Source organism: Duncaniella muris, from assembly GCF_003024805.1.
Lineage (GTDB): Bacteria > Bacteroidota > Bacteroidia > Bacteroidales > Muribaculaceae > Duncaniella > Duncaniella muris.
The window spans coordinates 47,863-61,222 of the sequence record NZ_PUEC01000002.1; the positions used below are offsets into that span (position 1 = coordinate 47,863).

7 protein-coding genes are annotated in these 13,360 nt (G+C 54.4%); 3 read left to right on the forward strand and 4 right to left on the reverse strand.

Annotation, left to right across the window (positions count from 1 at the left end; genetic code table 11):
• Positions 1 to 143 precede the first annotated feature (143 nt).
• The 3 genes from C5O23_RS00965 to C5O23_RS00975 all read right to left on the reverse strand — a co-directional run bounded on the left by C5O23_RS00965 (position 144) and on the right by C5O23_RS00975 (position 5,140).
• Entirely contained in the window at positions 144 to 2,426 is a 2,283-nt protein-coding gene (locus C5O23_RS00965; protein ID WP_107031084.1) for a hypothetical protein, read from the reverse strand.
• Between the two features lie 419 nt (positions 2,427 to 2,845).
• A complete protein-coding gene (locus C5O23_RS00970; RefSeq protein ID WP_107031085.1) occupies positions 2,846 to 4,012 on the reverse strand; it encodes a CD0519/CD1768 family membrane protein in 1,167 nt (388 codons plus the stop codon).
• Positions 4,013 to 4,117: 105 nt separating this feature from the next.
• Positions 4,118 to 5,140: a porin gene (locus tag C5O23_RS00975; RefSeq protein WP_107031086.1), complete on the reverse strand. Its 1,023-nt coding sequence runs from the start codon at positions 5,138 to 5,140 to the stop codon at positions 4,118 to 4,120.
• 270 nt (positions 5,141 to 5,410) lie between these two features.
• Between C5O23_RS00975 and C5O23_RS00980 the strand changes: the two genes are divergently transcribed.
• The 3 genes from C5O23_RS00980 to mfd all read left to right on the forward strand — a co-directional run bounded on the left by C5O23_RS00980 (position 5,411) and on the right by mfd (position 11,691).
• Positions 5,411 to 6,301 (forward strand): hypothetical protein, encoded by an 891-nt coding sequence (locus C5O23_RS00980; RefSeq protein ID WP_107031087.1) that lies wholly within the window; start codon positions 5,411 to 5,413, stop codon positions 6,299 to 6,301.
• A gap of 367 nt (positions 6,302 to 6,668) precedes the next feature.
• Complete coding sequence (locus C5O23_RS00985; RefSeq protein ID WP_107031088.1) at positions 6,669 to 8,318, forward strand: S41 family peptidase; 1,650 nt, start codon at positions 6,669 to 6,671, stop codon at positions 8,316 to 8,318.
• Positions 8,319 to 8,349: 31 nt separating this feature from the next.
• Complete coding sequence (mfd, locus tag C5O23_RS00990; protein WP_107031089.1) at positions 8,350 to 11,691, forward strand: transcription-repair coupling factor; 3,342 nt, start codon at positions 8,350 to 8,352, stop codon at positions 11,689 to 11,691.
• 449 nt (positions 11,692 to 12,140) lie between these two features.
• Here the strand turns inward: mfd and C5O23_RS00995 are convergent, their stop codons facing one another.
• A complete protein-coding gene (locus C5O23_RS00995; RefSeq protein WP_107031090.1) occupies positions 12,141 to 13,328 on the reverse strand; it encodes a hypothetical protein in 1,188 nt (395 codons plus the stop codon).
• Positions 13,329 to 13,360: the final 32 nt, after the last annotated feature.

Consider the following 13,360-nt stretch of genomic DNA (forward strand, 5'->3'; position numbering starts at 1 on the left):
CACCGATTTAATAGTAGCCCCCGACACCGTGGCGCACAGCGCGCAGGTGTCGGGGGTACGATGTTTTCAAGTTTTGTTGATGTCCGGCTGAGGACATCGATTTACCGTCACGCCTTGCGGATCGGCTTTGTGACGAGGGAATATCACTTACGTTTTACCACTCGCTGTGCATCCCAATGTATCGGATCGGCATACCATTCCTTGGTGTCGCCCTTGAGCCATGACTCGAAGTTGAAATAAACTTCATGGATTCCGCATTCCTCCATAGGCCAGTACCAGGAAGACTCAAGACAAAGCATTTCGGGCGAAACCACCACCTGATCCTGTTTGTCGAACGATGAGGGCGGGGTCACCTTGTGAAAATGCGACTCATCATTCAGAAGCTCCACATCGAAGCGGCTGATAGCGGTCTGGATATAGTTCAGCGAATTGCTCGGATTGACGAGGATATAGAATCCGCCCATGCCTTTGACATCGTTCTGCGTCCAGGAGGGACGGTCCTGATACTCATCGGTCAGCGACCATTCGCCGTCTACCATAAATGACAGCGGAGTGCCTGAGGCCGAGGCTACGGGTTCTTTGACGTTGATCGGACTGCGGTAATATCCGCCGAGCCATCTGTGGAGTTCCGGACCGATGTTGTAGTGTCCGAGACCGAGTTCCTGACCGTTGCCATCGCCCTGATCGTCGGTGATTGTGCCGTTAAACATCACGTAGATAGGCAGTGTACCACCTGCTGCGAGGGGTTCGACGGTGATGCGGGTCTTTTTGGCTCCGTTTTCCTCACCATCGACAATGGTTGTGGCGCTGACGGCAAACACCGCATCGTTGAAGTCCCAGTCATAGGTACCCGCCAAGTCCTCCGCGGCAATCAGCCACTGGTAAGGTTCGGGTTCGGGTTTGTCTTTGTCATTAACATCAGGAATATCCTGATGTATTTCTGATGAGATGAAGAACATCATATCATTCAAGTCATGCACATCTTCACCATAATCCTCAAAGCCAAGAACGCGATATGTTCCTGTTGGAGCTTTATACATGTATGTTGCACCAAACACATTGGAGCCGCCAATTTCAGGATTGTATTTTGCTTCTGAATAGAAGCGGCGATATTGGTCTTTTTTAGGCAGACCGGTTTCAGGATCCAAGGGCAACCGCACAATATCAACATTGTCAATCGACGGTTTCGGGATCCCTTGGTCTGTCATATACCATGCACGAATATACATGCCGAATTTGGTGCCTGTAGCTATACTGACATGGATTCCACGAGATTTCCAGCCTTTGACTTCTTTGTTTGAAGGATGGCTGTCTTGTTCATCTACAGGATATTTCCAGTCATTCAACGGACCCATTGACAGCTTGACTATGTTGACATGTGTCTCATCCTTTGCTTCGACCTCTATGCCGGAGACGAATATTTTTCTTTCTTTTGCAGGGTCAAAATGAGAGTCTTTTATAAGATAATCAATATCAAAATACTCTGAAAACGGATGTCCGCTGAAATAATATCGATGCTGTTCCTGAAGTTTGAGGATATACCGTCTTTTGAAAATATACCAGTCTTCATCCTGGAAGTCAAGAAAACTTGTCAGTCCGTTATTGTTAAAGTCAGCCGGTTTTAATTCCTGATTGTTTAATGGCACAGAGGCATCAAGCGGTCTGGATTCATCAATCAAAGGTATATTGTCTTTAGCAGGGACATAATCCTCGGCATAAGGATCTTCAAACGTATATATCAGGTTGCCCTGGGTGCCATCTATCGGAAAAATTTTATTGGTATAAAACGGAATGTGGACCATTTCATTTTTCTCTTCATCAATATAATAGATGCCAAGGGTATTGTAGCTGGCTGTACACCAGTAAACAGGATAAATCGTAAAGTCTCCGTTTGCGACAAAACTGAAATTTTGAGTCACCTTTCCGATATTGTCCACTTCTTCCGGCAGATAGTCTTTGAAGGCCATTACACCTTCATCGGTAAGGCCACGGTAGTCCTCTCTGGTGATCTCAACTACATTGTCTTTTTTCTCCCAAATGGCACGGCCTGTGGAATTTGCGCGGACAGTTCCGCCCAAAGGCGTCTTTATGAGGCGTCCGTCAATATCGACGATGACTTCTTTGACTGATTTCGGTACGTCGAAAGTCAGTGGCGTTGTGCCGGAAAGCTTATGGCCTTCGGCAAACAGATAGCGCTTGCCGTTGATGTCGGCATAAACTTTAACATCTGTCGGCCGTGTGGTTACAACATTAATTTCTGAATGTGTTGCGGAGTTGAGATCGCGGTCGGGATCAATGACTCCGAATTTCTTAATGAATTCACGGGCATAGAGCTCACTTTTGGGGATAGTGATCTCGTCGGTTGTACATGCTGTGAGCAGTGCGCCCGCAATGGAAGCGCCTACTAATAAGTTGCTTAAACGCATAGTGTGGTCTGTAAAGGTCTCAGTTTGAAGTAAAAAATGAGAAGAAGATAGTTAAGGCTAAAGTTAAGCTATACAATCTATGCGCAAAGATAATAATTTTATACTAAATCAAAGCAAACGCCAATGATTATTAACAATTGTTAATGCGATAGACACCCGTCTGTCAATCCGCAAGATAGGCCGGAATCCCACAATAAGGGGGATGAAATGGCGGGGAGGATAAAATGGAGTGACGGCCAAGGCGTGATGGTAAATCGGTGTCCGACCGGACACCGATTTAATAGTAGCCCCCGACACCGCAGCGCAATGCGCGCAGATGTCGGGGGAAAAGATGATTACAAAAATGTCGTGTCCGACAGGACACGGATTTACCGTTCCGGAGGGATGCCACTGGATGGCGTACCCGATCGGGGCTGAGATCAGATCATGCTGATGCCGAGATAGACCATGTGGGCTACGATGGCGGCAACGATTCCGCCGATGGTATGGGCGAGGATAGCCTTGGGGGTCAGTTCGCGGTAGCCGAGCGAGTCAAGCATAGCGGTATGAGTGCTGAGATAGCCGCTCCAGCACATGCCAATGGCCGTGAAAACCGCTATCGCATTGCCGTCGATCCACCCCTGGGCTGCGAAATTGGGCACGAGGCTCAGCGCCGCCCCTACGGCACCGAGAGCCGTGATGGGGAAGGCCACAAGATGCGGGTCGCTGAAGCCGAAGAGCCATTCGAACACGAAATTGATCTTCGAGGCAAGCCAGGGCAGGAGCTCTATGCCCTCATAGGCCGCGCCGGTATATCCGCTCTCCGAAGCCCCGAAGGTCAGGATCATCACCAGTGTAGAGATGATCAGCACGCCTGGAATGATGGCGATGCCGACATCAACACCTGTGCGCCCGCCGTCGAGCAGCGAATTGAGTGTGCGGATGAAGACCGACTTGGTCTCCACCTTCTCCTCTTCCTCAAGCTTGCCGGCCTCCTTGACAACCGCATCTTCCACGGCAAACGAGGGGTAGGCCTTGATGACGAAATACTGCATGAGGCGAGTCGACACGATGCAGCCGCAGAAGGCGCCGAAAAGGCCGATGACCGGCTCGATGTAGTAGCCCTGCCCGACCATGAACACCATGACCAACAGCCCCATGCCGAAAGCGGTTCCGAAGTTGGTCAGCGAGATGTATTGGAATTTCTTGAAATAGCGGCAGAAACGGCGGTCCTGCGAGAGGGAGATGATGGCGGGGTTGTCGCTCAGGAATGTCATGGTGGCTCCGAGGGCAGCCACGCCTGGCAGATTGAAGAGCGGGCGCATCAGAGGGCGGAGTATGTTTTCAAGCAGTTTGACCACTCCGAACTCCACAAACAGACGGCCTATGGCTCCGGTGACCACACAGATGCCCATGAGGTAGAACACAGTGTTGAGCAGCAGGTCATGGGCCGTGTGCATGATAGTGTTGAGCATGTTGGGGAGGCCCATGATCGACCCTACATACCAGAACAGGGCGAAGACTACTGCAAGGCAGGGCACTCCGGTTGGAATCAGGCGCCACAGCGAGAATGAGCGTGCCGGGGCCGGGTTTTCGGTTTTTTCCATGATGATGATTTGAATAGGTGTCAGGCAGTGAGGATGTTTCACTACACCCTCACTTTGCTATATCTATATATAATAAGGTGGTAAAAACGTGAATGGGGAGGAGTCTCAGCGGCGCAGCGAGAGGATGTTCATGTTCCATTTGACACCGAAGTCCACAAGCATGGTCTTGTTCTGCATCACATCGGCAGTGTTACCGTTGCTTCCCCAGGAGTAGAAGAGATTTGCATGGAGCCTGAGAGTGTGGCGGCCGTCGGCCAGGGGAAAGAACTCAACGCCGGCGCCGGCCATCTTCATCTCCGTTCCGGGGCTCACGCAGAGGTCGGCATCGCTGTGGGTGCGGTTGACATCGTAGGTCATCTTGCCGAACACCTTCCACTTGGCCGTCGGGGCATAGGCAAGCTCGCCCATCACCGACATGTCGCGCAGGAAGAAAGTCTGCCGCGCGGCCGCACGGTTCATCAGGTCGAGCTCAAGCGCGACTTTGCCGAAACTGAACCTGTTGCCGAGCGCCAGATAGCTGATGTAGCGGTCAGGGGCATACTCCAGAAGGTTGGCCGACCAGATGGCCTCGAAGAAACCGTGACGGCCGTTCCACATGAGGTTGTAGGCATACATGTTGCGGTTTTCAGGCGTGTAGAAGGGGCTTTCGCAGAGCTGAAACGTCAGTTTGTCAGCCGCCGAAGGTCTGAAACTCACTGATCCGCCTATCTGATAGCAGGGGACATTGTTCCAGAACACCGAGCAGCCGTAGAGGTCGATCGGCGCGCGGTCATACTCCCAGCCACCTATGGCGACTACCTGCTTTCCGCCGGCCACAGACCAGCGTCCGAAATCGTAATTGAGGTAGACCCAGTCAGTGGCGTCGAAAAACGACGCATCTTTGTGGGGCTTGTTGAGACGCTGACGCCAGGAGTAGCTCAGTCCGTCGGTGATATTTCCGTCAAGGCGGAAATTGATGTATTTGCCCTCGAAACCGGTGTTGTCATTGACGGTGTGGCCGTCAAGCCAGTCGTGCTGATAGTCAAGCCTCACTTCGGCCTGAAGATTCACGAGAGGGTCGGTTGCCGTCTCTTCAGCGCGCGCGAAAGCGGCTGCGGCAAGGCAGAAAATCAAAAGTGTTTTTCTCATGGCTGTGTTTAGGTGGTATTTAATCTAAGTTTGGCAAAGATAAGTTAAAATTTGCGATAGCAATGAAATTTTCGTTTATTTTTTCATCCGGCGGTGGAATTTTGCTATAGGGGATGGTAAATATGTGTCATTTTTGATCACATTTGAAGCATGTGACATGATTGCACCTTCTGAATACATGACATATCCCTGCCAATGGCGCGGGCATACTAAATTTGCATCGTATCACACAACAAAACCCGATTCAACAACCCAAAATCTTATTGATCCATGATTAAAAATCTACTTGCTCTTTTTCTGCTTATATCAAGCGTGGCATCTGTTTGCGCCACACCCGTTGTACTCTGGCAGTCCGACTCTCCTGAAGGAGTGTCAGTCAGGTGGGACGCCGCAGGCCCAACCATCAGCGCCGAACAGTGTGCCGACTTTACCGGCGGCGGCAAAATCGAAGTCAGCGTTGCCAGCTGCAACAGCGGCGCTATCCTGTTGCTGACCAAAGGAGACTGGAACGGCGATCTCTGCCCCGCAGTCTACCCCGACAATCTTACAATGCCTGCTACCGTCACATTTTCTCTGACACCCGCCCAGGCAAAAAGCGCCAGGGAACTCGGATTTATCCCCTTCGGCGACGGCTACAATATCTCGCGCATAAGCTATGTGCCATCTGAAACGGAAGTTGATCCGGATGCTATCTGGTTCGGCTCGGAAGATTGCCGCAGCGAATGGAAAAACATCGATCTGTCTGCTCCGCTTTTTGCCGATGCCAAAGCCGGTGACAAACTGGTGTTCGTAACTTCCGACCGCGGACCGGAAGTCATCATGCAGCCCATCATCGGAAACTGGGGCGGCATTGTACTCAATTCCGTCGACAACCCTGAACTATTCACCACCGAAGGAGATCTTATCTCGATCACCCTCACCGACCAGTGGGCCGACAAGCTCAAGGAAAAAGGATTTGTGCTTCAGGCCTACGGAGTGGTGATCAATGAAATCAGGCTTGTGACACCCGGCGGTGACACAACTTCGATCATCGGCATCGGCGCTGACAGCAACAACGCGCCTGTCGAATATTTCAATCTCAACGGTCTGCGTGTCGGGAATCCCTCAAACGGCATCTTCATCCGCCGCCAGGGAGATAAAGTAACCAAAGTGGCGCTCTGAGCGCTGTGCTGAATACTGATTTCAACTCACAATAGTAACAACTCTGTCAGAACAATAATAGTTAAACACTTGAATAAATACAATTTTTAAGGTAAGCAAACTTAAACTAATCAAATAAGGTAAATTAATTGTATCAGCGGGAATTTCATTTTTCGATGGCTCTGGATTTGAATCCGGGGCCATTTTTCAATGCTGTGATCAATTAGGGTTGATCCGCCCGTTAACATGTTTAAACGAGATTGATATTTCGATTGTTATATTTATTGATTAACTTTGGGACTCCGTTTCGGAGCTCCCGCAGACACGGCTGCATCCCGCCCTTCCGGCAAGCCCTCACGGATTCATCAATTCACTATCAATCAGGAGTATGAAAAAACTTACCCTCATCGCCGCATCGTTAGTCCTGCTCTGCGTGCTCGCTTCCGCAGCAACCCGCAGCAAGAAAAACGAGATTTCGCGCAATCTTGACATATTCAACGCACTCTACAAGGAACTCCAGACTTTCTACGTCGACTCCATCGACGCCGAGAAGTCCATCAACACAGCCATAGTGGCAATGCTCGACGACATCGACCCCTACACCGAATATTTCTCAGCCAAAGACCAGGACGCATTCCGCACCATGACCACCGGCGAGTATGGCGGTATCGGGTCAGTCATCCAGCAGAACGAGGAGGGCGTGATCATTGCCGAGCCTTACGAGGGAAGTCCCGCCCAGAAAGCAGGTCTGCGCCCCGGTGACCTATTCCTGACAATCGACGGCGACTCGGTGCTCGGATGGACATCGGCCCGCGTCAGCGACAAGCTAAAAGGCCAGAGCGGATCGACTCTGAAACTGGTGATGAAGCGCCCCTGGACCGCCGACTCCATCAAGACCTTCGAATTCAAGCGCGCCAAGATACAGATTCCGCCCGTGCCCTACGTTGGCATGGTGCGCCCCGGAGTGGGCTACATCGGGCTCAACACTTTCTCTGAAAAAAGCTTCCCCGAAGTCCGCGCCGGAGTGGAGAAACTGATCAAGGAAGGCGCCAAAGGTCTGATTCTCGACCTCCGAGGCAACGGCGGCGGCCTCGTCGAGAGCGCCGTGGAGATTCTCGGCCTCTTCCTGCCCAAAGGCACCGCCGTGCTGACCACCCGCGGCAAAGGTGTGCTCAACGAGAAGGTCTACAAGACAAGCATCAACCCCATCGACATCAAAATACCCCTCGCCGTGCTTGTTGACGGCAATTCGGCCTCGGCATCGGAGATTGTCTCCGGCGCGCTCCAGGATCTTGACCGCGCGGTGATCATCGGCAACCGCTCCTACGGCAAAGGCCTCGTGCAGAGCACCCGCGAGCTTCCCTATGACGGCTTGCTGAAAGTGACCGTGGCTAAATACTACATCCCCTCCGGACGCCTCATCCAGGCCATCGACTATTCCCGCCGCAACCCCGACGGCTCTGTGGCAAGAATCCCTGACAGCCTGACCAGCGTGTTCAAGACAGCCGGCGGACGCGAGGTGCGCGACGGCGGTGGCATAACCCCCGACATCAAGATTGAATATCCCGAAGTGAACCGCCTGACCTTCAACGTGGTCCGCGACAACTGGGCCTTCAACTTCGCCAACAAGTATGCCGCCACCCATGACACTATTGCCCCGCCGGAGACCTTCGAGGTCACAGACGAGATCTACAGCGAGTTCAAGAACTTCATCGACCCCGCAAAATTCAACTATGACAAAGTCTGCGAGAATGCCGTCAAGCAGCTGCGCGAGATAGCAACCGCCGAAGGATATATGAACGACTCGACCGCCGCGCAGTTTGACGTGCTCGCCACCATGCTCCGCCACGACCTGGGCCGCGATCTCGACATCAACCGCAAGAATCTCACCCCCTACATAGCCGGCGAGCTCCTCAGCCGTTACTATTTCAACCGCGGCGAGGTCATCTACTCGCTGCGCGACGACCAGGCCGTCGACTCGGCCGCAGCCGTGCTGACCACCCCGCGCTTCGGCGAGATCTTAGGTAAAAAGAAATAGCATCAAAGCAACACCTCATCAGCCCATACGCATGACCTCCATACAGCAACTCTGCGATGAATTCATGTCGTCCCGCCGCCGCGAAGCCCTCCAGAAGGCTCTCGGCGGCGAGACTGCGATAATATCCGTCTATAACCTCGCCGGATCGGCGCCGGCCATGATGCTCGCTGCGCTGCCCGCGCGCAAGGTCCCGACGGTGGTTGTCGGCGATTCGCTCGACGATGCCGGCTATATCTACCACGATCTCAGCCGCATCCTCGGCGAGGACCGGGTGCTGCTCTTCCCGTCGGGCTACAAGCGCGACATCAGATACGGCCAGGTCGATCCCCCTTCGCAGATACTGCGCACCGAAGCCCTCAACCAGTGGCATTCCGACCGCGCGCCGGCCTATGTGGTGACCTATCCTGAGGCCCTGGCCGAAAAAGTGGCCCGGCGCGAGGTGATTGACCGCCACACCCTCCACCTGCGCAAAGACCGCGAGACGGACCTCCCCGCCACCATAGACTGGCTGCGCCAAAACGGCTTCCAGGAGGTCGACTATGTCTATGAGCCGGGCCAGTTTGCCGCACGCGGCTCCATTCTCGACATCTTCGGCTACAGCCACGAACTTCCGTTCCGCATCGACTTCTTCGGCGACGAGATCGACTCCATCCGCACCTTCAACATTGAGACCCAGCTCTCCGAACGCCGCCTCGAAGAAGTGGCCATAACCTCCGGAGTGGCCTCGCAGTCATCAGGCGAGTCGTTGCTGGAGTTCGTCGATCCCTCGACCCTCTTCGTGGTCCGCGATGCTCTCTACACCCTGGAGCGCGTAAGGGCCATCGGTGCCGAGGAACTTTCGCAGAGCGCCCTGGCCGCTGTCGATGACAGCACCGACACCAACGCCATGAAACAGGTGGTCGACGGCGAGGCCTTCACCCGTGCCTTCAGCTCCTTCCGTCAGCTGCGCTTCTCGGCCGCCGCACAGCCCGATCCCGCCGCCGGAGCCTCGATTGACTTCCACTGCTCGCCCCAGGCCATCTACCACAAGAATTTCGAGCTGATCAGCGAAAGTTTCACCCGTTTCCTCTCCGAGGGCTACCGCATCTGCATCCTCAGCGACAGCGAGAAGCAGATCGAGCGCCTGAAAGTCATCTTCGCCGACCGCGGCGACGACATAGCCTTCTCGCCCGTCATGCCTACGGTCCATGAAGGTTTCACCGACCACTCGCTCAAACTCTGCGTCTTCACCGACCACCAGATTTTTGACCGCTTCCACAAATACACCCTCAAGAGCGACCGCGCCCGCTCAGGCAAACTCGCCCTCTCGCTCAAGGAACTGAGCGCCATCGAGCCGGGCGACTTCATAGTCCACGTGGACCACGGCGTAGGCAAGTTCGCCGGACTGCTCCGAACCAACGTCAACGGCAAGACCCAGGAGATGATCAAGCTCATCTATGCCAATGACGACATCATCTTCGTCTCCATCCACGCCCTCCACAAACTCGCCAAATACCGAGGCAAGGAGGGAGTGCCCCCGAAGATCAACAAACTCGGCTCCGGCGCATGGAACAAGATGAAGGAGCGCACCAAGTCAAAACTCAAGGACATAGCCCGCGATCTGATCAGACTCTACGCCGCCCGCAAAGACGAAAAGGGCCATGCCTTTGCCCCTGACAGCTATCTGCAGCAGGAATTGGAGGCTTCATTCATCTACGAGGACACCCCTGACCAGCTGACCGCCACCAAAGCCGTCAAGGCCGACATGGAGAGCGACCGCCCGATGGACCGACTGATCTGCGGCGACGTGGGCTTCGGCAAGACCGAAATAGCCATCCGCGCGGCTTTCAAGGCGGCTGTCGACGGAAAGCAGACAGCCGTGCTCGTGCCGACTACGGTGCTGGCCTATCAGCACTTCAACACCTTCCGCGACCGCCTCAAAGAGCTCCCCGTGAGAGTCGACTACATCTCCCGCGCCCGCACTCCCAAGCAGGTCAGGGAAATAATCAGCGATCTGGCCGAAGGAAAAATCGACATACTCATCGGAACCCACAAACTCATCGGCAAGGATGTCCGCTTCAAGGATCTCGGCCTGCTGATTGTAGACGAAGAACAGAAATTCGGCGTGGCCGTCAAAGAAAAGCTCAAGCAGATGAAGATCAATGTCGACACCCTGACCATGAGCGCCACCCCCATCCCCCGCACCCTCCAGTTCTCTCTCATGGGCGCACGCGATCTCACCTCGCTCAACACTCCCCCCGCCAACCGCTACCCGATCATCACCTCCGTCTGCGCCGGCGGCGACGACATTGTGGCCGAGGCCGTCAACTTCGAACTCTCGCGCAACGGACAGGTCTTCATGATCAACAACCGCATCGAAGGACTATATGAGCTTGAAGCCCAGGTGAAACGCCTTGTCCCTGACGCCCGCGTGATCGTGGCCCACGGACAGATGCCACCCGAAAAACTCGAAAAGGCCATCATCGACTTCGCCAACCATGACTACGACGTGCTGATAGCCACAACCATCATCGAAAGCGGCATCGACATGCCAAACGTCAACACCATCATTGTCAACAACGCCCAGAACTTCGGCCTCAGCGAGCTTCATCAGCTCCGCGGACGTGTGGGCCGAAGCAACCGCAAGGCTTTCTGCTATCTTCTGGTGCCCCCCCACATACCCCTGACCCCCGTGGCGCGCCGGCGCCTCCAGGCAATCGAGAGTTTCAGCGATCTCGGAAGCGGAATCCACATAGCCATGCAGGATCTCGACATCCGCGGAGCCGGCAACCTCCTGGGTGCGGAGCAGTCAGGCTTCATAGCCGATCTCGGCTACGAGACATATCAGAAAATCCTCAAGGAGGCAGTCACCGAACTGCGCACCGAGGAATTCTCGGATCTCGAACAGGCCGACCGTCTCGACGAGTCACAGACTGATTTTGTGGCTGACTGCGTAATCGAGAGCGACATGGAACTGCTTCTGCCGGCCGACTATGTCCCAACTGAGAGCGAGCGCATAGCCCTCTATCAGGAACTCGACGGCATAGAACGCGAACTCGACCTCCAGGCCTTCAAAAACCGTCTCACCGACCGCTTCGGCGCCATCCCGCCCGTCACCGCCGAATTGCTGCGCATTCCGCGTCTGCGGAGCCTCGCCCGCCGTCTTGGCATAGAAAAAGTAGCCCTGAAGCAGGGCCGGATGTACACTTATTTCGTCGACGAGAGCAACAAGGCCTACTATCAGTCTGACATGTTCGGCAAGATGCTGGCCTATCTGACCGCCAATCCGCGCCGGGTGCAGATCCGTGAGCGCAACGGCAAGCGCTCATTCGCCATCGCCGACGTCACCAACGTCGAAACCGCCGTTGCCATCCTTTCCGAAATCATAGCCTGATCCCCCGCAGCATGATGGTAAATCGGTGTCCTGCCGGACATCTCCATCTGTAATCCCCGCATGGCGCACGGATAGCGGGTGTCCGCAGGACACCGTTTTACTCGTAGCCCCCTACACCGCAGCGCAAAGCGCGTAGGTGTAGGGGGTAAAGTCATTCATCCAAATTATCGTGTCCGTCAGGACACGGATTTACGACCCCGGATGGCCCCCGCCCGCCTGCAGCATGATGGTAAATCGGTGTCCGCCGGACACCACATGACGGGGAAATCACGAACCCGTGACACCTTGGCGCTGTGCGCTGCGGTGTCACGGGCTATGAGTAAATCGATGTCCTGCGGACATCACCATCCGGCCGTCATAGCATAACAAAGAGGCTGCACCCATCGGTGCAGCCCCTCGACTTCTGAAACTTGTTCAGATTATTGTAGACGGAAAAGGTATAAGCAGCCTTATCGGATGATAACTTTTGAAACCTTGTTGCCCTGACGGCGGATGTAGAGGCCGTTTTCTGGGTTTTCAACGCGGATACCCTGGAGGTTGAAGTATTCAACGGGAACGTTTTCGTCGGCCACGATATCGGCTATGCCGCTGTCATCGCCAGAAGGCAGGTTTACGGAAATGAGTTTGCCGTTGGAATTGATGATAAGCTCTTTCTTGGCATTGATGGCCGAGATCATATCTGCTGTGAGGCCGAATGTGTAGGTCACGGTGCCGTCAGCGTTGGTCTTGCTGGAGCTGGTGGCCGCAAGGTCGGTCCAGCTGCTGTTCATCAGCTGTGCATAGTCAACGGCTGCGGTGAAAGTCACAGCGAGCTGGGTAGCACTTTTGGGTAGCACTGTGAATACGTTCGTTCCGCAGAAGCGTTCGCCATAGGCCACTACACCGGCGGGATCGAAAGAACCTGCGCGTTCAACTTTGGTCAGCACACAGCCGCCTTCGCCCTGTACATTGATGTTGGCGCCGCAGTTGTCAAGCATTTCCTGGGTAACGCCCACGATTGCCGAACCGGTGGCGATATCTTTCTGGGCGATCTTGGCGGAGCCGAGGAGGTCGTTCCAGTCAGCGCCCTTGACAATGACCTGAGAACCGCTTCCGGCGGTAGAGAAAGTGTATTTCAGAAGGTCGCCTGCTTTCAGTTTGGAGGCTGGGATGATGGCTCCCTGAGAGCTCCACGAGAGAGTGCATTCGCCTTCCCACAGAAGGTTTTCGTCAACGGTCTTGTCTGTCTCGCAGGTGACTTTGGTCACAGTCATGCCGTAGCCCTGCACGCGCAGACCGTCAGCCTTGATGGCCGCTATATCTTTGGCTCCAAGGGGGCAGTCGGTTTTGCTTGAACCTGCTTCTACCGAAATGCACTGGTAGTCGTTGCCGAGTTCAGTGGCCACATCAAGTGGTGTCCAGCCGGATACGTCTGAGCAAGGTTTGTATTGCCAGTAGGTACATTTGGGATCAAGAGTGTAGTGGAAAGTCAGAACGGCTGACTCATTGCCAAGCACGGTGAGCTCAGACTGTGGGATAGAGAATGACTCTGACCAGCTTGTGCCGAGATTGCAGCTGCCTTCCCATAGGGTTACTTCGGCGGCTGATGCGGAGAGCGCTGCTACGAGAGCGGCTGATGCGAGTAGATGTTTGATCATAAGCGTAAAATGTGATTTAGGTAAGAAGATGT

Bases quoted from the DNA above. Each gene is read 5' to 3' on its own strand.
- C5O23_RS00965 (WP_107031084.1), bottom strand. From the start codon at position 2,426: ATGCGTTTAAGCAACTTATTAGTAGGCGCTTCCATTGCGGGCGCACTG.
- C5O23_RS00970 (WP_107031085.1), bottom strand. From the start codon at position 4,012: ATGGAAAAAACCGAAAACCCGGCCCCGGCACGCTCATTCTCGCTGTGG.
- C5O23_RS00975 (WP_107031086.1), bottom strand. From the start codon at position 5,140: ATGAGAAAAACACTTTTGATTTTCTGCCTTGCCGCAGCCGCTTTCGCG.
- C5O23_RS00980 (WP_107031087.1), top strand. From the start codon at position 5,411: ATGATTAAAAATCTACTTGCTCTTTTTCTGCTTATATCAAGCGTGGCA.
- C5O23_RS00985 (WP_107031088.1), top strand. From the start codon at position 6,669: ATGAAAAAACTTACCCTCATCGCCGCATCGTTAGTCCTGCTCTGCGTG.
- mfd (WP_107031089.1), top strand. From the start codon at position 8,350: ATGACCTCCATACAGCAACTCTGCGATGAATTCATGTCGTCCCGCCGC.
- C5O23_RS00995 (WP_107031090.1), bottom strand. From the start codon at position 13,328: ATGATCAAACATCTACTCGCATCAGCCGCTCTCGTAGCAGCGCTCTCC.